Here is a 20,250-nt window from a genome sequence, read left to right as displayed (position 1 = left end):
TAGCCCACAGAGAAAATCTTGTCAAATACAACTTCAGCCCGGGGAAACCAGGCGCCGGGCGCGCCTTTCCACCTCTCTCCGGACTGTTTCTTCATCAATTGTAAGGATTCTCCTGTTTTCCATCACGATCCTGCCGTCAATAATTACGGTTTCAACGTCATGCGCCTGGGCGGCATAAACCAGATGCGCGACCAGATTGTGCCTGGGGCAGAGGTGCGGCCGGTTGAGGTTAACCAGAATCAGATCCGCCTTCAGGCCCGGCTTCAGCATGCCGGTTTCGTTTTCCAGGCCCAGGGCGCGCGCTCCCTCCCGGGTTGCCATCAAAATCACTTCAGAGGCCGGCAAGGTTAAAGGATCTTCACTGGCAACTTTGTGCAGGAGCGCTGCAGTCCGCATTTCTTCGAACATATCCAGATTGTTGTTGCTTGCCGCCCCGTCTGTTCCTAAACCAACGGTAATTCCTGCCGCGCGTAAATCTTTAATCGGAGCGATTCCGCTTGCCAGTTTCATGTTGCTTTCTGGGTTGTGGGCAACGCTTGTTCCGGATTCCGCCAGGATCCTGATGTCATCCCTGGTGAGATGAACGCAATGGGCGGCCAGCACGGGAACCTGGAAGAGGCCGATTTCCTGGAGGTAACGCACAGGTGTTTTTTTGTACTGCTCCTCAATTTGCTTTACTTCGTCCCGGGTTTCTGAAACGTGGATATGAATCCCCACGCGATACTCCCGGGCGAGGGCGAGTACTTTTTCCAGGTACGAAGGGGGGCAGGTATAGGGTGCATGGGGCCCGAGCCACACCTTAATCCTTCCTCCTGCTCCTCCCTGCCATTTTTCGATTAAAGTGCGGCTTTCATCAAGACCCCTTTCGGCCTGGCTCCCGATCCCGATCAAACCCCGCGCCAGACACGCCCTGATTCCCACCTTATCTACCGCCTGGGCAACTTCGTCCATAAAAAAATACATGTCGTTAAAGGTAGTTGTCCCCGATTTGATCATTTCGATTAAGGCGAGAAGAGTTCCCCAGTAAACATCTTCCCCTGTCAAACGCGCTTCAACCGGCCAGATTTTCTTTTCCAGCCAGTACATGAGAGGAAGGTCATCGGCATAGCTTCTCAGCAGGGTCATTGCGGCATGGGTATGGCAGTTAACCAGTCCGGGCAGGCAAAGAAAGTCCTGACCGTTGATGATCTTGTCGGGTTCCCAACCGGGAGGGAGCTCGCCTTCCGGTCCTACTTTCAGAAGGCGGTCTCCTTCAATTGCAATGTCCCCGTTGAGGACCAGTTCTCCAGGATCTTTCCTCCTTTCCCCGGGTTGATGGGTCATCGGTAAAATCAGGCACTCCTTAATTAAAATCTTCTCTTTCATCATCTTCCCCTCCGGGTCGTTGCCCGTAATTTTTTATGAAATTTTCACGCAGCCTCTGCACTTCTGTCTCCGCCAGAAGACAGGGAGCTCCGCTTAATTTCGCCCAGAGAAAGACCTGGGCCGCCTTTTCCACGACCTGGCATACCAGGAGGGCCTCTTTCAGCGAACTCCCCACCCCCACGAGGCCGTGATTTGCCAGCAAAACCGCAGTTCGCCCTTCCAAAGCAGAAACCGCAGCCTCAGCCAGTTCCCCGGAGCCAGGCGGCGCATAGGGGGCTACTCTGACGCTTCCCCCGATTATTTGAGCCACCTCCTCGAGAACCGGGGGTATTTCCATCCTGTTTACGGCGAAAACAGAAGAAAATGGGCTGTGGGTGTGGATAATTCCGTGCACATCCTGCCGCGCCAGGTAGATTGCTGCATGAAGGGGAGTTTCCGTCGAGGGCCGCATTTTTCCTTCCCTCTTTTTTCCCGTAAAGTCAACAAAGACAAGGTCCTGGGGGCGCATCTCGGAGTAGGGAACCCCGCTCGGGGTAATGAAAAAGCCTTGCCGGCCTGGAGCGCGGATGCTAATGTTTCCCCAGGTGCCAAGGACGAGGCCTGTTCGCAGCAGGATCCGCCCAATTTTAATTACTTCTTTTAGATCTCTTGAAGTTCTCTCCACTTTTTTACTCCTGTTGTTTGGACTCTAGATCTCTCAAAGAGCATACCAGATTATGGAAGGGGGGGTTAATGATTCCCCACTCCGTAATAAAAGCCGAAACCAGGTGGGAAGGGGTCACATCAAAGGCAGGGTTGAAGACCGGACAATTCTCATACGTTATCAAATTCCCTTTAATTCTTCTTACTTCCTCCGGGTTTCGAATTTCGACGGGGATCTCGTCCCCTTTCGCCAGGCTCAGATCAAAGGTTGACAGGGGGGCGGCAACATAAAAGGGACGATGGTGGTAAGCCGCGAGCACGGCCAAACCGTAAGTGCCTATTTTATTTGCGAAATCACCGTTGGCAACAATCCGGTCTGCACCGACCAGAACCAGGTCGATTTTCTCCTGGGCAAAGAGATATCCTGCCATGTTATCGGTAATTAACGTAAAAGGAATCTCCCGTTCCTTTAATTCCCAGACCGTAAGGCGTGCCCCCTGGAGCACGGGTCTTGTTTCAGGAACGTAAACGTGGATCTCCTTTCCCTGCTGGTGAGCTTTCAAAATCACTCCTAAAGCAGTGCCCAGTCCCCCCGTCGCCAGCGCCCCGGTATTGCAATAGGTGAGAATGCGGGCGCGGGGAGGAATTAAGGCCGCACCAAAGGCGCCGATTTTTTCGTCCTGTTCCCGCTGTTTTTTGAGCAGTTGTTGTGCCGCCTCCAGGAGTCCTTCCCTGATTTGAACCAACGGCCTGCCTCTTAAATCTTGATACGCGCGAACCATTTTTTCAACGGCCCAGTTGAGATTAACTGCCGTCGGCCTTGCTGCTTTTAAATTCTGGGCGGCTTCAGACAGGTACCGATCTAAGGCGTGTTCCCCACCCCCCGAAAAGTTAAAAGCGGCCAGGGCGAAGCCGAAGGCTGCCGCAACTCCGATTGCGGGAGCGCCCCGGATCCGCATTTCCTGAATAGCCTGAACCACCTGTTGATAGCGGGTGCACAAAAGATAATGTATTTTTCCTGGTAGTTCCGACTGATCGAGAATCAGCAAGCTGTTCTTCTCCCAGCGCAGAATCTCCAAAGCAGGTTACTCTCCTTCTTTTTTTGGTTTCCCCAGGGAGCCCAATTCCTGGGCAGCATAGGGGCAGGAACAGGTGCGTGTTTCTTTTAATCGTTCAATCACGGTAAAAATTAGATTCCGCACGAGACCCTGAGCTTTGCTTGTTGCTTCGACAACTTCCCGGTGGGACAGGGGGCGCAGAGAAATGCCTGCTGCATAATTTGTAATCAACGCAACAGTCGCGTAGCAAAGGGTTGCCTCCCGCGCCAGCACCACCTCGGGAACGCTGGTCATCCCGACGACATCCCCGCCCAGCATGCGGAACATGCGGATTTCTGCAGGAGTTTCGTAACGGGGACCCTCTGTGCAGACGTAGGTGGCGCTCCGGTGCACCCTAACCCCCGCGTGGCGCGCTACCTGGTAGATCTCTTCATGGAGGCTTGGGCAGTAAGGTGAAGTCATGTCTACGTGCAAGACCCCTGCTTCCCCTCCCTCGTAAAAGGTTTGGGGACGGCTCTTCGTAAAATCAAGAAACTGATCGACGAGAACAATTTCGCCGGGCTTTAAGTCTTCTTGAAGGGAGCCAACTGCTGCGGTAGCAATTACCTTGATCACGCCGATTTCTCTGAGTGCCCAGATATTCGCCCGGTAATTGATCAGGTGCGGAGGTGTTACATGGCCCTCCCCATGCCGCGGAAGAAAGGCAACCTCTTTCCCCTTGTAGCAGCCAACTTTTAAGCTGACCTCTCCATAAGGGGTTTTCACTTTAAGGTCCCTTTCGTCTTCTAAAAAGCCGGGTTCGTAAAAACCTGTTCCACCGATAATCCCAAATTTCAATCTTTTTAAGCCTCCTCACCAAAAAGTGCAGCAACAAATTCTCTTCCATCGAAATCTTTTAAATCATCGGGCTTTTCACCGATCCCGATTAATTTTACAGGAATTCCTAGTTCCTCTTTAATTGCGAGGACAATCCCCCCCTTGGCGGTGCCGTCCAGTTTTGTCAGGGCAATGCCGGTCACACCGGTAGCCGCCTGAAACAATTCGGCCTGGCGGAGGGCGTTTTGACCGGTTGTCGCATCTACCACTAACAACACTTCGTGGGGTGCACCCGGTATTTCCCGCTCGACAATTCTTTTAATTTTTTTGATTTCCTCCATCAGATTCACTTTTGTATGGAGGCGGCCGGCTGTATCAATAATTACCACATCTGTACCCCTCCGGCGTGCTGCCTGAAGGGCGTCAAAAACAACAGCCGCAGGATCGGAACCTGGCTGATGCTTGACCAGTTCGGCTCCCGTTCTCGCTCCCCAGATCTCCAGCTGTTCAATGGCAGCGGCACGAAAGGTGTCGGCTGCAGCAAGAAGAACCTTTCTTCCCTCGGCGCCGAAACGGTATGCCAGTTTCCCGATTGTTGTGGTTTTGCCCACGCCGTTCACCCCCAGCACCATGATCACGGTAGGGGGGGTATCGCTTATCACAAGGGGAACGCGGGGTCCCAATAGCTCTTCCATTTTTTCGCGCAGAAGCCCCTTTACCTGTTCTGCCTCTTTCAGCCTCTGCTGTCTTGCCCCTTTCCGGATCTCCTCCAGCAAGTGGTTTGAGGCCGCTACCCCTACGTCGGCCTGAAGCAAAATTTCCTCCAGCTCCTCAAAAAGATCTTCATCAATTTTCCGATGTACGGAAACAAGCTGGGTTACCTTTTCTACGAAACCCTGCCGTGTTTTTGTAAGGCTTTCCTTTAGTTTGGCAAAAAAGGAAACCATTTTGAACCCTCTTTTTCTTTTTTAGTTCAAGCACATTTTACCACAACCAGAAAGGCCTGCTCAATTAGAGCCGGACTGTAAAAAGCTGAAAAAGGGTGCCGCAGAAGGCACCCCTTGGTCCGGTAAACAAATTCAGCCTGCCCTTACCCATTTTGAATCAGTAAGATTGACAGAAACTATCTTGGAAATTCCAGGCTCCTCCATGGTGATCCCGTAGAGGGTATCGGCGACCTGCATTGTCTGGTAACGGTGGGAAATAAGGATAAGCTGAGAACTTTCCCCCATTTTTTTAAGAAAATTCGTGAAACGGGCGATGTTCGCCTCATCAAGGAATGCCTCGATCTCATCCAGGAAATAAAAAGGGCTCGGGCGCGTTTTTAACAGGGCAAAGAGGAAGGTGATGCCTGCCAGGGCCTTTTCCCCTCCCGATAAAAGGGAGAGGTGGCGCGGCTTTTTCCCCCGGGGCAAAACCACTACCTCCAGACCGGCTTCCAGAGGATTTTTTTCATCGGTAAGCAGGAGTTCGGCTCTTCCACCCTCGCAGAGGATCGAAAAGATTTCTTCGAAATTTTCCCTGACTTCCCGGTAGGTTTTTTGGAAACGGCTTACCACAATTTGATCCATTTCCCTGATCACCCGGTGGAGGGCCTCCTTTCCTTCTTCCAGGTCCTTTTTTTGCTGGCGGAGAAAACTTAATCTTTCTTCAAGGGCGCGGAGTTCACCGGGTGCGGTAAAATTGACTTCACCAAGAGACTCCAATCTTTCTTTTAATTCCGCAATTTTTTCTTTAATGAGATTCTTCTCCTGATCCCCCATCTCCCTGCTGTTTTTGATTTCCCGGAGGTCGACTCCGTATTCGCGGGCCTCGGTTAGAAGTTGTTCAGTTTGTTCTTCTAAATGATTTAGTTGAAGCTCCATACTGCGCAGTTGCTGCTGGTACTGCCCAATTTTTTGCTTTATTTTTTGATATCTTTTCTCTTTTGCAGTTAAATATGCCTTTCTGGCCCGAAACTGTTTTTTCCTGAAAGAAAGTTCGCCTTCCAAAATGTTTCTTTTGTTTTCGATCTCGCTCAATTTTTCCCGGGTTTCCCTTTCCTGGTTTTGCAGTTCTTGCATTTCCTGGCTGACTTTTTCAAGCTCTCCTTTGAGCTTTTCAATGAGGCCATCCTGCTGGGTTAGCAGATCTTGGATCTGACATTTTCTCTGGGCCAGGTGCTTGAGTTCCTGGTTTAAAGAGCCCAGTTCGACCTTCAAAGCTGTAATTTCCTTCTCGAGCGCCTGGAGTTTTTTTTCGCAAAAGAGGCGCGCTTCTTCAACCTCTCCCCGCCTTCTTTCAAGGCCTCTTTCTTTTTCTAGAATCTCCGCAAGCTCCTGCTCTAAACCGGCAACCAGTTGATCCAGGTTCTCCAGCTGGCCGCGGACTTCACCTTCGGAAAAAAGTTTTTGGGTGAATTCGGTCAGCTGCTTTAACTCTTGGGTTAAGAAAAACAGCTGTTGCTCTTCCTCGCTTTTTTCCATCTCCCGGGAAAGCCGGAGGCTTTCCAGCTCCCTGAGTTTTCTTTCAAGGTGACTGATTTCCGAATTTAAGCACTCCTCCTGCTTCTTGAGGAGCTCAAGACCTTGCTGATCTTTGAAAAGTTGAGCTGAAATCCGGGCGATTTCCTGCTTCCGGTGGAAAGAGGCGGAAAAACGGGGACTTAGTTTTCCTCCTGTAATTAAACCCCCGGGCTGGATAAGATCCCCTTCAAGTGTGACAACGCGGACCCGGTACTGGTTGCTTTCGGCGAAATGTCTTGCACTTTTCAAGTCTCTGGCAAAGAAAGTGCGTCCCAACAGGAACTCAGCAACATTCCGGTACTCTGGGCTGCACCTGACAAGATCTGCGGCCCGGCCGAGAATTTTTGATTCATCTTTAAACCGCGGAAGATGCTCCTTTTCTGCCCAGCGGGCAAGCGCGGTCAAGGGAAGGAAGCTGGCCCTTCCTGCACCAAGAGACTTCAGGTAGTCAACGCCCCGGTGGGCGGCCTCTGGTGTTGTGCAAACAAAGTAATGAGCGGCACGGCCCAGCGCCACATCCAGCGCTGCCGTATATTCAGATTCGATTGAAAAAATTTCTTCAACCAAACCCAAAATTTCACGGCGGGAGAGAATTCCTTCGGCCAGAGCGCGCAGGATCTCCCTCACGCCTTTTTCGTAGCCATCTCTGGCCTCTTCGGCTTCTTTTAGAAAGCCGAGGCGCATCTCTGCTCCTTGAATTTTTTCAAGCACTTTCCGAATGGAGGAGGCAAGTTTTTCTTTTTCATTTCTCAGGTTTTGAAGCCGTGATTGGTGCAGGGAAATTTCCTGCAGAACCTTCTGCAGCGAGGAGGCATGAGAGTGGCAACGCCGGGTTCGTTCCTGAATCTGCTCCTTCAGCTCAGCAACCCGCCTTTTCTCTTCCTCTCCCCTTTTCTCAATGTTTTCCTGGCGCTGCCTGAGCATTTCTTTTTGATTTTTAACCTCCTGGATGCGGCTGATAAGAGAAGCTTTTTTATGAGAGGCTTCCAGGAACTCCCTGTTTGCGAGCTCCCAGTCTTGATTTATCCGGTTCCTTTTCTCTTCCCAGCTGTTTTTCTCCTTTTCCAGGTGGTCGTGATGTTGTTCGAGGTCGTCTTTTTGCTTGAGACGCCGCTTGAGTTCTTCCTCCAGGCCCCTGAGTTCCCCTCTTCCCTCTGCGTCTTTTTGGGCGAGGGAAAGGATTTGAGATTCCAGTTCTTTTTTGCGCGAGGAGGCGGAAGCAAGCCTTTCTTCGCAGCGAACCTTTAAAATACTCAAATCCTGAACATACTTTTGAAGTTCTTCGCAGTCTCTTTCAATTTGAGAGATTTTTTCTCCTCTTTCATGGAGGCCGGTTCTTAAATTTTTCAGTTCTTCTTCCAGAGGAGCCATCCTCTGCTGCTTCTGCGCCAGGGAGCTTCCTGTTTCCTGGTATGTCTTCGTGATAAATTCTTTTCTTTTTTTTACTTTGAAATATCGCTCCTCCAGCAAGCGCACCTCTAAACTCCGGAGTTCGTGCCGGAGCTGATGGTAGAGTTCGGCTGTTTTTGCCTGCTCGGCGAGGGGGAGGCGCTGTCTCTCCAGCTCCTCTAATATGTCCCGGAGCCGCACCAGGTCTTTTTCCGTTTCTTCCAGCTTTTTGACGGCCTCGGCTTTCCTCCGCTGGTACTTGCTTACCCCCGCTGCCTCCTCCAGATAAAGCCTCCGCTCCTCGGGGTGGAGGAAAACAAATTCCTCGATTTTCCCTTGAGGAATAACAAAAAAAGCCGCCCGCCCGATACCACAGGCAGAAAAAAGCTCCTGGATATCGCGCAGCCGGCAGGGTGACTTGTTGATGAAATATTCACTCTCCCCCGACCTGTAAACGCGGCGCGTAATGCGAACTTCCTGGTAAGGAAGGGGCAAAACGCCTGTCGTGTTGTCCAGAGTTATTGAAACTTCAGCCATGCCGAGAGAACGGCGTCTTGTGGTGCCCGAAAAAATTACGTCGTCCATTTTGTAGCCCCGCAGGGCCCTCACATTTTGTTCTCCCAGCACCCACTGCACGGCCTCGATCAGGTTGCTTTTTCCGCAACCGTTCGGGCCCACAATAACCGTTATACCCGGTCCGAATTCCACTTCAACGCGATCGGCAAATGACTTGAAACCTTGGATTTCCAGGCGGTTTAAGTACATCGGATACCTTTATCTGGGCTCCACAATGAATTTAATCGCCGTTCGCTCCTCACCGTCAATTGTAATTTCCACGAAAGCCGGTACTGCAACAAGGTCGATGCCATTGGGGGCAATAAAGCCTCTGGTTATCGCGATTGCTTTTACAGCTTGATTTACAGCGCCAGCACCTACAGCCTGAATTTCCGCGGTTCCTTTTTCCCTTAAAACAGCAGTAAGTGCACCCGCAACTGATTTAGGATTCGATTGAGCAGAAACTTTGAGCACTTCCACCATTATTTCCTCCTTTGTACTTCTGAAGTTACCAAATTTGACCTTGATAATCGGGTGAAATTAACCCGGCTTTTTACATGTATATTCGACGGAGTTGCTAAAATTCCTGCCTTGCATCATCTCCACAATCTCAGGATTTTTTAACCTTCTGGTTCTTCAGGTACTCCAGGGCAGCCCTTGCCGCCTGTTGTTCGGCCTCCTTTTTTGATTTTCCACTCCCCCTCCCCAGCATCTGGCCGCGCCAGATGACTCCCGAAGTAAATTGCTTTGCGTGATCGGGCCCGGATTCAGATAAAACAACGTACTGCAGCTTTCCATTATTCTGCTGCTGAATGAGTTCTTGCAGAGATGTTTTATAGTCCGGATAAAAACCCCGCGCCGTTTTTTCAATTTCTTCTTTAAATAAATTATATATAAAATCACGGACCCTTTCCCAACCCTGATCCAGGAAAATAGCTCCTGTAAGAGCCTCCAGGGCATCGGCAAGATTGGAAGGGCGCGTTCTTCCTCCCGAAAGCTCTTCCCCCCGCCCGAGACGAAGGTAGTTTCCCAGCTTAAGATGTGCGGCCAGCCGGGCAAGGGTAGGCTCGCACACAACCGCTGCCCTCATTTTTGTAAGCTGGCCTTCCGGCTGTTCGGGATAATGGTGGTAGAGATAATCGGCAATAACCGAACTTAAAATGGCATCGCCGAGGAATTCCAGCCGCTGGTTATGGTTTTTTCCTCCGGTATGTTCGGCAGCATAAGAAGGGTGGGTGAGCGCCCTTTCGAGAAGCTCTGGCCGGTTGAAGCGGATGTTTATTATTTTTTGGAACTGGTCCAGCTTTCTGCGGCTGTTTATTTCCATACAGGTACCCTGCCTCCCTCAAGGGAGGTGCGTTAATCGCTCTGAAATTTTTGAAAAACCAGAACTGCATTGTGACCGCCAAAACCAAAGGAATTAGAAAGTGCAACCCTGACGGAATGCGCCCGCGCCTGATTGGGGACATAGTCCAGGTCGCACTCGGGGTCCGGAAACTCGTAGTTAATCGTTGGCGGAACCAAATCGCTGGCAATCGTGAGAACTGTCGCGATTGCTTCAACAGCTCCCGCCGCCCCCATCAGGTGCCCGATCATGGACTTGATTGAGCTGACCGGAATCCGGTAGGCGTGCTCTCCCAGGACGTTTTTGATCGCCAGGGTTTCTATTCTATCATTTAACTCTGTAGAAGTGCCATGCGCGTTAATGTAATCCACGCTTTCGGGGGATATGTTGGCATCAAGCAGGGCTAGCCTTATGGCGCGGGCGGCTCCGGCACCGTCGGGATCGGGAGCGGTGATGTGGTAAGCATCTGCTGTGGTTCCATATCCTGAAATTTCGCAATAAATCCTTGCTTTTCTTGCCAGGGCGTGGGATAGAGTTTCAAGAACCAGAACTCCTGCTCCTTCCCCAATCACCAGGCCGTCTCTTTGCCGATCAAAGGGGCGGCTGGCGCGGGCAGGTTCGTCATTACGGGTGGACATGGCACGCATTGCGCAGAAGCCGCCGAGGGCAATTGGAGTGATGGGAGCCTCCGTTCCCCCGGCAAGCATCACATCTGCCTCTCCCCTTTGCAGGACCCGAAAGGCCTCCCCTATGGCGTTTGTCCCCGAGGCGCAGGCGGTTACAAGCGTCATGTTTGGTCCTTTCGGTCCCAGGCAAATGGCGATCTGCCCTGCAGCCATGTTGCTGATCATCATGGGGACAAAAAAGGGACTGATCCGGCTGGGTCCTTTGGCGATGAGGAGGCGCAGCTGTTCTTCAAGGGTTTCAATTCCACCGATTCCGGAGCCGATAAAAACACCCACCCGATCTAAGTCTTCTTTTTCCAGATCAAGTGCAGCATCTTCTAACGCGAGTTTTGCAGCTGCGACTCCGAACTGGGTGAAACGGTCCATTCTCTTTGCTTCCTTCTTCTCCAGGTAAGCTTCGGGGTTAAAGTCCTTAACTTCCGCGGCAATTCGGCTGGCAAAAGAAGAAGGATCGAAGCGTGTGATGGTGCCCACACCGGATCTCCCCTGCACCAGGGAAGACCAGAAAGATTCTTTACCAATCCCAACCGGGGAAACTACACCAAGGCCCGTAACAACGACTTGTTCCCTTGTGACCTTAGCCATAAAATCTTAATCCTTTCATATGGGATCGAGAAAAGAACTCAAACTTAGAAAGTCCCGTAGTTTTCCCACGGGACCCTGGTTTACTGATTCTCTTTGATATATTCGACGGCTGCTCCTACGGTGAGGATTTTTTCAGCTTCCTCGTCGGGAATCTCCAGATCGAACTCCTCTTCCAGTGCCATGATTAGTTCTACAATGTCCAGAGAGTCTGCGTTCAGTTCTTCAAAAGTGGTCTCGGGAGTAACATCATCTTCCTCCACACCAAGCTGCTCCACAATGATCGATTTCACCTTTTCAAAAATTGCCTTTTCATCATACTCGGCCATCCACCTTTCACCTCCCTCCCGCTTTCCAGATCATATGACCATTCCTCCATCGACATGTATTACCTGCCCGGTAATATAATCTGCACCAGGAGAAGCTAAAAATACAACCACTCCGGCAACATCATCCGGCTTTCCGGCTCTTCCCAGGGGAATTCTCCGCAGCAGTTCCTCTTTTGCTTCCGGCGGTATTTTTTCGGTCATTTCTGTTTCAATGTAACCTGGTGCCACGGCGTTTACGGTAATCCCCCGCGTGGCCACCTCCCGGGCAACGCATTTTGTGAAGCCGATGACTCCTGCCTTTGCCGCGCCGTAATTAGCCTGCCCCGCGTTGCCTGTAACTCCTATTACCGAGGCAATGTTGATAATCCTTCCCCACCGCTGCTTGAGCATCAGCTTTAAAGCGGCACGGGTGCAGTAAAACACCCCGGTTAAATTGGTGGAGAGAACATCTTCCCAGTCCTGATCCTTCATCCGGAGGAGCAACTGATCCCTTGTAATTCCCGCGTTGTTAACGAGGATGTCAAGGCTGCCGAAATGTTTCTGGATCGTTTCCACCATTTCTTCCACAGCCGGCTTGCTCCTGACATCTGCAGGAACCGTAAAACCTTTCCCGCCCAGTTTTTCGATTTCGGCTACAACCTGCGCGGCTTTTTCCTCCTGGTCCGGGTAAAAATTCACCGCTACCCGGGCGCCTGCCCGAGCCAGAGCCAGAGCAATTGCCCGCCCGATGCCCTGCGAAGCACCCGTTACTAAAGCAACCCGATTTTCTAAAATCATTTTAAACAGTCCCCCTTAATTGTGCAAGCACCTTTTCCAGGGAAGTTCTGTCTTCAACATGAAAGGTCCTTGCATCGGAAACGATCCTTTTAATTAAGCCGGAGAGAACCCGGCCCGGCCCAACTTCGATAAAAGTACGGTGCCCATCCAGGTGCAATCTTTTTATCGATTCTTCCCAGTAAACGGCACTTTTAACCTGCTCTGCCAGAAGTGATTTGATTGCTGCCGGATTCGAGACGTAGCTTCCGTTCACATTTGCCACATAAAGAACCCGCGGCGGGGAAAAAGAAAACTGCTCGAGATAGAGCGCCAGTTCCTGTGCCGCTTCCTCCATAAAAGAAGAATGAAAAGGGCCGCTTACCGGCAGAGGAATGATTTTTTTTGCACCGGCCCGGCGTGCTAAAACAAAGGCTTCCTCCAGTCCCCCCTTTTCGCCTGAGATTACAACCTGCCCCGGTGCATTGAAATTTGCCGGCTGCACAACTCCCTTCGCCCGAGCCTGGCGGCAGATTTCTTCTACTGCTTCTCGTTCAAGGCCGAGGATTGCAGCCATTCCGCCCTGTTTTTCTAAAAGGGCCTTTTCCATTAACTGGGCCCGCTTTTGGACGATTTTTAAGGCATCGGGAAAGCTTAAAACATCTGCTGCAACAAGGGCGGAGTATTCTCCCACGCTGTGACCCGCAACAGCATCGCAAGAAATCCCGTGCTTTTTTAAAACCTCAAAAGCAGCAATGCTTGTCGTGAAGACGGCAGGTTGCGTAAAGCCGGTTTTGTTCAAAGTTTCCGGCGGCCCCTCAAAACATAACCGGGCAAGCGGATAACCTAAAATCTGCTCTGCCTGCCTGAAAACATTCGCCGCTTCAGGCTCGCTCCTGAAAAGCTCCGCCCCCATCCCTACGTACTGGGAACCCTGGCCGGGGAAAACAAACACCCTTTTACCCATTTGCAAGCACCCCGAGTCTTTTGATGACCTCCTCTGCCTCCTGGATAATTTCTTTAATAACCATTTCAGCCGGCTCGATTTTTTTGACAAGCGCAGCGCTTTGGCCCGCCATCAGAGATCCCGTTTCAACGTCTCCCTCAATCACAGCGGCTCGCAGTCTATTTGTCCCCAGTTCTTGAAACTCCTCAGGAGAGGCCCCGCGTTTCGCCAGTTCTTCGAACTGGCGTGCCAGTTTGTTTCTCAAAACCCTCACATAATGGCCGGGATAACCTGTGACTACCGTATCTCTGTCGCCGGCCTTGAGGATCGCCTGTTTGTAATTGGGATGCACTACACACTCGGAGGCGCAGATAAAGCGCGTTCCTATTTGAACACCTACCGCGCCGAGGGCAAGGGCAGCGGCCAGCCCTCTTCCATCGGCAATCCCGCCTGCGGCAATAACCGGAATCCTCACGGCATCCACGATCTGGGGAACCAGAGCCATCGTTGTGATTTCGCCAATGTGGCCGCCGCATTCCATGCCCTCGGCAATGAGCGCGTCTACTCCAGTGCGTTCAAGACGCTTTGCCAGGGCAACAGAAGCTACAACGGGGATCACCTTAATCCCCGCCTCTTTTAAGCGGGGGAGGTGCTTGCCGGGATTGCCTGCCCCGGTTGTAATTACGGGAACCCTCTCGGTAATAACCAGATCGATCAGTTCTTCTACATGAGGCGACATGTAGTAAATATTTACTCCAAAGGGGCGGCTGGTCAGAGACTTTGCCTTCCTGATTTCGGCCCGGACGGCTTCAGGCTCCGCGTTGCCGGCTCCGATGATCCCCAAACCCCCCGCCTGGGAGACGGCGGCTGCCAGTTCCGCCGTCGCAACCCAGGCCATCCCCCCCTGCAGAATGGGGTATTCAATTTCAAGCAAATCGCACAAAGGTGTTTTCAGCATTTCAATCCCCTCCCTACCACCGCAAAGTGCACGCAGCCCAGGTGAATCCAGCCCCGAAGGCTGTTAAAACAACGACGGAGCCCTCCCTGATTTTCCCCTCTTCGACGGCTTCGGTCAAGGCAACGGGAATCGATGCTGCCGAAGTGTTTCCGTATTTCTCCAGATTCACAAAAACTTTTTCCGGAGGAAGCCCCATCCTTTTACGTGCTGCTTCGATGATCCGCAGATTCGCCTGATGGGGGATCAAAAGATCCACCTGGTCGGCTCTGAGGCCGGCGCGGGCCAGGCTTTCCAGAGCCGCTTCGGGCATTGCCCGCACCGCGAATTTGAAGACTTCGTTTCCGTTCATGTGGATGGTATGGAGCCGGCTTGCAACGGTTTCGGGAGAGGCCGGAAAGCGGGAACCGCCGGCAGGCATTTTGAGGAAATCTTCCCCCGTTCCATCAGCGCCGAGAACGAAAGAGAGAAATCCCTTATGTTCAGGAGCAGGCTGGAGAACCGCAGCTCCTGCTCCGTCGCCGAACAAAACGCAGGTGCTTCGGTCTGTCCAGTTGACAATCTTGCTTAGGGTATCGACTCCGATAACCAGAACGCAGTTGTACATCCCTGTGGCAACGAACTGGGAGCCTGCCGCACAGGCATAAATGAAACCCGGACATGCTGCCTCGATGTCAAAAGCTGCAGCATGTGTTGCCCCTAAACCTGCCTGGACCAGACATGCTGTGGAAGGGAAGAACATGTCCGGCGTTACAGTTGCAACGATAATCAAATCAACCTGATCCGGTTCAACTCTTGCCTCGAACAGGGCCTTTTCTGCAGCCTTTAAAGCCAGACTTGAGGAGGGCTCATCCGGTGCGGCAATCCGCCTTTCTTTGATTCCGGTGCGCGAGAGAATCCATTCATCACTTGTTTCTACCATTTTTTCTAAATCACTGTTTGTAAGCCTCTGGTCCGGCAGGTGTTTTCCCAGGCCTGTGATTGCAACACCCCTCATCTTAACCTGACTCACAAAGATTTCCCCCTAATCCCTTTTTAACAAGTTCCAAAAGGTTTTTCCGGGCAGCTTCCTGCGCAAAACGAATCGCGTTCCGGATTGCCTTGGCTCGGGAACTGCCGTGGCAGATAATGCTTATCCCCTGCACTCCCAAAAGGGGTGCACCTCCGTATTCCGTATAATCCAGTTTCCGCAAAATCTCACGAAACCCCGGTTTTACCAAAACTCCCCCGAGCGACCGGAGGGGATTTTTTTTGAGTTCCGACCTGATCATCATGAAAAGTGCTGCAACCAGGCCTTCTGTGAGCTTTAAAACAACATTGCCAAGAAAACCATCGCAGACAATAACATCAACATCTCCTGTGAAAAAATCACGTCCTTCAAGATTTCCCGCAAATAAAAGATTCTTTGTCTTTTCTAAAATTTGGAATGCCTCTACAACCGCTTCGTTTCCTTTGTTCGGTTCGCTTCCGATATTGAGGAGGGCAACCCGCGGGCTTTCGATCCCGAGCACTTCCCGGGCATAGATGCTCCCCAAACAGGCAAATTGGACGAGGTGGCGGGCTTTACAGTCTACATTTGCCCCGGAATCGATCAAGACTTTGGGGCCTCCAGGAGAAGGGAAAACAGTGGCGATAGCCGGCCTTTCGACTCCCGGAATCCGGCCCAATTCAAAAAGTGAAGCTGCCATTTGAGCCCCGGTGTTTCCGGCGGAGACAATTGCTGCTGCGGTTCTCTCCTTGACAAGCCTTGTGGCAACCACAAGGGAGGCATTTTTTTTTCTCCGGACCGCCGGTACAGGCTCCTCATCCATCTCGATGCTCTCAGGTGCATGAACGCAGGATATCAACTCAGGAGGGTAGTGGTATTTATTTAATTCCGCTTGAACCCTTTCCTTTTTCCCCACCAGGATAATCTGGGTCCCGTCTTTTACGACTGCTTCAACCGCCCCTTTAACAATTTCCTCAGGAGCATAATCACCCCCCATGGCGTCAACGGCAACTTTCATAAAGCTCCTTCATCTCCTTTGCCACAACAGTGAACTGGCTCCTTAAAACATCCTCCTTGCCTACCCGCGAGTTGACCCTTACCAGATAGCTGTTTCCTTTCCGGGTTACCACCTCGGCGCAGGCAGTTACCTTATCCTTCCAGTAAACAGGTTTCAAGAAACGGACCCGTGCACTTCCGGTTAAAACCACCTCGGCATTGATTAGAGCCACGGCCAGGGAATTGGCCTGCGCAAAAAGGTAGTGGCCCCGCAGAATTTTCGTTTTTGCAAAAACCATGTCCCTCCTTACTTCAAGTACGGAAACACCCCTTTTTCCGATCTGGATTTCCACGGGTTCTCCAATCAGTTCGCCTGTCATGAGGGACCGGATTTTCCCGTAAAACCGTTCTGCAACCTCTTTGGTCCGCACCCTCAGTTCGGGAATTCCCAATTCAAGCCGGTCCAGGCGGACCGTGGGGACGCTTACCGCCAGCAAGTCGGCAAGCTCTTCGTCTGTTAAAAACGGATTCTCCTGCAGATATGTGGTTAACTTTTGGTGCCTTTCCAGTTTCTCCTGGGTTCGCTTTTTCCTCATCATTTCAACAACCTTATTTATGACCTATTATTATTAACAGGTAATAAAAATTCCTGTAATTTAGTATATTACAAAGAAATAAAAAAGACAAGCAGGTTTTGTGAAGAACCTCTTGTCTTTTGAGCTTTTCCTGTTGGGAGTTTATTTTTCCAAGACCGCCTTGCCCCGGTAGTAGCCGCACTCAGGGCAGATGCGATGCGCCATTTTCGGTTCATGACAGTGGGGACAGAGGACCACCGTAGGGCCGCTTATTTTCCACATTGCCCTCCGTTTATTTTTCCGGGCCTTTGATACTCTTCTTTTCGGTACACCCATTTCTCTTAAACCTCCTGATTATTTTTTGCATTTTTTTTCAATAGCTCTCCCAGCACAATCAGCCTGGGGTCTCCCTCCTGCTTCTCGCAGTTGCACTCTCCGAGATTCAAATCCAGGCCGCAGGCCGCACACAATCCCCGGCAACCTGGTTTGCAAAGCGGCTTCATGGGAAGAGATAAAATCAGGCCTTCGTTGATGACTTCGGTTAAATCAATTGTATCTCCTTCGTAAACTCTTCCTAACCCCTCCTCTTTTTTTAATCCTGCATCCCCTACCCTGAAAAAAGACTCCGTAAAGGGAAATTTCAGGTCGAATAAAAACGGCTTCAGGCAAAGACTGCAGTTCAGTTCTGCTCTTGCCTCTACATTTCCCTGAACCAAAATTTCTTTTCCTGTATTGGTTGCTTTCCCCAAAACCTTAAGGCCGCGTACGGCAATGGCAGCACCCTGAAAATCAACGGTGAAACCGGGGAGATTTCCGGCAAATTCTTCCACACGCCCCTTTACCTTGCGCAGCTCACTGACATCGATTTTCACTGAGATCACTCCCTTTAATCACCCCACATTATACCGGTCGCCTACCCCCGTGTCAACGAACGAGGGGAAGGTGTTAATAACCTTCCCCTCGGCTGGTAAAATTATTTTTTACCTGAAATCAGATCTCCATTTCCTGGCCGTTGACCGTAACTTTAATTGGAGTGCGCCCCGGAACCTTTGCCCTGGCCCTGATCATATCCGGATTCTTCTGGAGCTGCTTCACGAATTCTTCATCCCGCATCTTGTTCCTGTATTCAGGGTTCTCAAAGGAATACTTGAAGTTGGTATGGACATCGTAACGGTTCTCCAGGAGGGCGACCACGTCTTCCACAAAGACGAGTTCCTCGTCCGTTGGGATGACGAAGATCTTAACCTTGGAATCCGGGGCCGAGATGTCCGATTCAGAGTTCCTCGTCCGCGCCAGCTTGTTTAACTCAGGGTCAAATTTAATGCCCATAAATTCTAAACCTTCCATAGCACGCGCCCGGATGTCGGCTGCCATTTCCCCGACTCCTGCTGTCCAGACGATGGCATCGACCCCACCCATTGCTGCTGCGTACGCACCGATATATTTCCTGATCCTGTAGCTTTCGATTTCGAAGGCAAGCCTTGCCCGCTCGTCACCTTTTTCCATGGCTTCGAGAACGTCGCGCCGGTCGGTGTACTTCCCGGTGATGCCAAAGATGCCGCTCTTCTTGTTCAGGATGCTGTCAATTTCCTTCGGGGAAAGACCTTCTTTCTGCATAATGTAGAAATCGAGGGCGGCATCGTGATCTCCGGCCCGCGTGCCCATGACGAGACCTTCAAGTGGGGTGAAGCCCATGCTGGTGTCAAAGGAAATTCCTTTCTTGACGGCGTTTGCGCTTACACCGTTGCCGATGTGGAGGCAGACCAGGTTGACATCAAAGGGGTCTCTCCCAAGCAGGACCGCTGCCCGCTTTGAAACATACAAGAGGGAGGTGCCGTGGAAGCCATAGCGGCGCACCCGGTACTTTTCGTACCATTCGTAAGGAATGGCGTAAATGTACTGGGGCGGCTGCATGGTCTGGTGCCAGGCGGTGTCCATGACTGCCATGTGGGGGACGTCTGGCAGGAGGCTCTTTGCTGCTTCGATGCCAAGAATGTTTGGGGGGTTATGCAAGGGAGCCAGATCTTGCAGTTCTTTAAAGGTATTCAGTACCTCGTCATCGATTATTACGGATTTCGCAAACTTTTCGCCCCCGTGAACTACACGGTGACCTACCGCATCAATCTCTTTGACGCTCTTCAGGACACCGTGTTCAGGACTTACTAAGAGGTCGAGGATCAGGTGTACGGCCTCTCTGTGTGTAGGGCACTCATGCTCGACCTTTACAGCGTCCCTTCCTGCCACTTCGTGGACGCAGAACGATTGCCCGATCGTTACCCGTTCTACAATTCCCTTGCACATGATCTCTTTCGCATCCCAGTCATAGACCATGTACTTTGCGGAGGAACTCCCGCAGTTCAAGGTCATAATTTTCATTTAACTCTCTCCCCCTTTTTTATTCGTTGATTATTCCCAGGTAGAGGCTTAAGGGACTGCGCCTTGGACAGGGCTACCCAAGAAAAAGCCTCTCAACCTCTTACAGCATGCAGGCTTATGTGCCCTCATTTAGCGGGTGCCGTACGGAACCATTGCTTTTACTGCCACAACTGCTGCAACATTGACGATGTCGGTCGGCTTGCAGCCCCGGGAAAGGTCGTTGATGGGCTTATCCAGACCCTGTACCAGTGGTCCATAAGCCTCGGCCTTGGCCAGGCGCTCTGTTAATTTATATGCGATGTTTCCGCAGTTCAGATCAGGGAAGATGAGGCAGTTTGCACGGCCTGCCACAGGGCTGCCCGGTGCCTTCTTTTTCCCGATTTCGGGAACAAGGGCGGCATCTCCCTGCAGTTCCCCGTCAATGAAAAGATCGGGACGCTTCTGATTGGCGATCTTGGTGGCTTCAATCACCTTGTCAACGATGGGGTGGGTGGCGCTTCCCTTTGTCGAATAAGAGAGCATGGCAGCATAAGCCTCTTTCACGCCGAAAATGTTTTTGATGGTCAAGCAGGTGGTAATTGCGATGTCAGCAAGCTCCTCCGCGGTGGGATTAGGATGACCTCCGGAATCGGCATAGAGGAAGAATCCATTTTCCCCATAGGAACAGTCAGGCACAATCATGGCAAAATAAGCAGAGGCAATTGAGATTCCGGGAGCTGTTTTAATAATTTGAAAAGCAGGTCTTAAAACATCTGCTGTGGTATGACTGGCCCCGGCAACCATACCGTCGGCGTCATCCAGCTTGACCATTGTAACTCCGAAATAAAGATAATCCTTTAACAAGTTTCTTGCCTCATCAAGGGACGCAATCTTTCCCTTCCTGATCTCCATTAATTTCTGGGCATATTCCTCGGTCTTTTCGTACTTATCCGGATCGATTACCGGCAGGTCGTCAATATTCGCTCCCGCCTCCTTGGCCTTCTTGCGAACCTCATCCTCCTTCCCAACCAGAATCACCTTGGCCAGCCCCGCCTTGTGGATCATTTCTGCGGCAAGCAAAGTCCTTTCATCTTCCGTTTCCGGAAGAACGATGCGCTTTTGACCCTGGCGGGCCCTCTCCCACACATACTCCATGATGGGATGCTTGGGTCCTACGACAGCCATCGACTCTACCTCCCTGATGAAATTATAAAAACATATACCATAATCGGTACTTTAGAAGAGCGTACCGATCTCTCCCGCCTTTGCATCCTGTATCCCGGGCGGTTAACGGCCCCGCCCTTTTCTTTTTTCCAGTGAAAACTGGCATTCGAAAGCAATTCCTGGGGTTAAAAAAGTGTTGGAAATGTTGCAGATTTTTTGTTAGGAAGGCTCTCAGTATGCGCGGTTA

The 20,250-nt window shown here is 51.3% G+C and carries 20 protein-coding genes; all 20 read right to left on the bottom strand.

Translation table 11 applies throughout. The features are described 5' to 3' along the window. Positions 1 to 33: 33 nt before the first annotated feature. The 20 genes from HPY58_00660 to pta all read right to left on the bottom strand — a co-directional run bounded on the left by HPY58_00660 (position 34) and on the right by pta (position 20,024). Complete coding sequence (locus HPY58_00660) at positions 34 to 1,323, bottom strand: amidohydrolase (GenBank protein ID NPV28168.1); 1,290 nt, start codon at positions 1,321 to 1,323, stop codon at positions 34 to 36. A 19-nt stretch (positions 1,324 to 1,342) separates the two neighbouring features. Further along, positions 1,343 to 2,029, bottom strand: coding sequence for a class II aldolase/adducin family protein (locus tag HPY58_00655; GenBank protein ID NPV28167.1), 687 nt, complete (start codon positions 2,027 to 2,029; stop codon positions 1,343 to 1,345). A gap of 4 nt (positions 2,030 to 2,033) precedes the next feature. Beyond that, positions 2,034 to 3,086: an S-methyl-5-thioribose-1-phosphate isomerase gene (gene mtnA / locus HPY58_00650; protein ID NPV28166.1), complete on the bottom strand. Its 1,053-nt coding sequence runs from the start codon at positions 3,084 to 3,086 to the stop codon at positions 2,034 to 2,036. A gap of 6 nt (positions 3,087 to 3,092) precedes the next feature. Continuing rightward, positions 3,093 to 3,902: an S-methyl-5'-thioadenosine phosphorylase gene (gene mtnP / locus HPY58_00645; GenBank protein NPV28165.1), complete on the bottom strand. Its 810-nt coding sequence runs from the start codon at positions 3,900 to 3,902 to the stop codon at positions 3,093 to 3,095. A gap of 5 nt (positions 3,903 to 3,907) precedes the next feature. Next, positions 3,908 to 4,828: a signal recognition particle-docking protein FtsY gene (gene ftsY / locus HPY58_00640; GenBank protein ID NPV28164.1), complete on the bottom strand. Its 921-nt coding sequence runs from the start codon at positions 4,826 to 4,828 to the stop codon at positions 3,908 to 3,910. Positions 4,829 to 4,960: 132 nt separating this feature from the next. Then, positions 4,961 to 8,539 (bottom strand): chromosome segregation protein SMC, encoded by a 3,579-nt coding sequence (smc, locus tag HPY58_00635; GenBank protein ID NPV28163.1) that lies wholly within the window; start codon positions 8,537 to 8,539, stop codon positions 4,961 to 4,963. A 9-nt stretch (positions 8,540 to 8,548) separates the two neighbouring features. Then, positions 8,549 to 8,809 carry a stage V sporulation protein S gene (locus HPY58_00630; protein ID NPV28162.1) on the bottom strand — a complete coding sequence of 87 codons (261 nt, stop codon included), beginning with the start codon at positions 8,807 to 8,809 and terminating at the stop codon, positions 8,549 to 8,551. A 130-nt stretch (positions 8,810 to 8,939) separates the two neighbouring features. Next, on the bottom strand, positions 8,940 to 9,656 hold the full coding sequence (locus HPY58_00625; protein NPV28161.1) for a ribonuclease III: 717 nt from the start codon (positions 9,654 to 9,656) through the stop codon (positions 8,940 to 8,942). Between the two features lie 32 nt (positions 9,657 to 9,688). Continuing rightward, positions 9,689 to 10,945: a beta-ketoacyl-ACP synthase II gene (gene fabF / locus HPY58_00620; protein NPV28160.1), complete on the bottom strand. Its 1,257-nt coding sequence runs from the start codon at positions 10,943 to 10,945 to the stop codon at positions 9,689 to 9,691. 80 nt (positions 10,946 to 11,025) lie between these two features. Beyond that, the gene (gene acpP / locus HPY58_00615; protein ID NPV28159.1) at positions 11,026 to 11,271 is read right to left on the bottom strand and encodes an acyl carrier protein; all 246 of its coding nucleotides are present in this window, start codon (positions 11,269 to 11,271) and stop codon (positions 11,026 to 11,028) included. 30 nt (positions 11,272 to 11,301) lie between these two features. Next, complete coding sequence (gene fabG, locus HPY58_00610) at positions 11,302 to 12,048, bottom strand: 3-oxoacyl-[acyl-carrier-protein] reductase (protein NPV28158.1); 747 nt, start codon at positions 12,046 to 12,048, stop codon at positions 11,302 to 11,304. A 1-nt stretch (position 12,049) separates the two neighbouring features. Beyond that, on the bottom strand, positions 12,050 to 12,991 hold the full coding sequence (gene fabD, locus HPY58_00605; protein NPV28157.1) for an ACP S-malonyltransferase: 942 nt from the start codon (positions 12,989 to 12,991) through the stop codon (positions 12,050 to 12,052). After that, entirely contained in the window at positions 12,984 to 13,928 is a 945-nt protein-coding gene (fabK, locus tag HPY58_00600; GenBank protein ID NPV28156.1) for an enoyl-[acyl-carrier-protein] reductase FabK, read from the bottom strand. The genes fabD and fabK overlap by 8 nt, the downstream gene beginning before the upstream one ends. A 13-nt stretch (positions 13,929 to 13,941) precedes the next feature. Then, the gene (locus HPY58_00595) at positions 13,942 to 14,922 is read right to left on the bottom strand and encodes a ketoacyl-ACP synthase III (GenBank protein NPV28155.1); all 981 of its coding nucleotides are present in this window, start codon (positions 14,920 to 14,922) and stop codon (positions 13,942 to 13,944) included. 1 nt (position 14,923) lies between these two features. Beyond that, a complete protein-coding gene (gene plsX, locus HPY58_00590) occupies positions 14,924 to 15,931 on the bottom strand; it encodes a phosphate acyltransferase PlsX (protein NPV28154.1) in 1,008 nt (335 codons plus the stop codon). Continuing rightward, positions 15,915 to 16,505, bottom strand: a complete 591-nt coding sequence (fapR, locus tag HPY58_00585) for a transcription factor FapR (protein ID NPV28153.1) — start codon at positions 16,503 to 16,505, stop codon at positions 15,915 to 15,917. Before fapR ends, plsX begins: the two co-directional genes overlap by 17 nt. Positions 16,506 to 16,646: 141 nt before the next feature. After that, a complete protein-coding gene (gene rpmF, locus HPY58_00580; protein NPV28152.1) occupies positions 16,647 to 16,820 on the bottom strand; it encodes a 50S ribosomal protein L32 in 174 nt (57 codons plus the stop codon). Positions 16,821 to 16,825: 5 nt separating this feature from the next. Continuing rightward, a complete protein-coding gene (locus tag HPY58_00575) occupies positions 16,826 to 17,356 on the bottom strand; it encodes a DUF177 domain-containing protein (GenBank protein ID NPV28151.1) in 531 nt (176 codons plus the stop codon). Between the two features lie 118 nt (positions 17,357 to 17,474). Further along, positions 17,475 to 18,860 carry an acetate kinase gene (locus tag HPY58_00570; protein ID NPV28150.1) on the bottom strand — a complete coding sequence of 462 codons (1,386 nt, stop codon included), beginning with the start codon at positions 18,858 to 18,860 and terminating at the stop codon, positions 17,475 to 17,477. Between the two features lie 129 nt (positions 18,861 to 18,989). Next, a complete protein-coding gene (gene pta / locus HPY58_00565) occupies positions 18,990 to 20,024 on the bottom strand; it encodes a phosphate acetyltransferase (protein ID NPV28149.1) in 1,035 nt (344 codons plus the stop codon). Positions 20,025 to 20,250 lie beyond the last annotated feature (226 nt).

Source organism: Bacillota bacterium, from assembly GCA_013177945.1.
Lineage (GTDB): Bacteria > Bacillota > DSM-12270 > Thermacetogeniales > Thermacetogeniaceae > Ch130.
The sequence above is the reverse complement of the archived record's forward strand: the minus strand, read 5'-3'. Positions and strand labels throughout refer to the sequence as shown.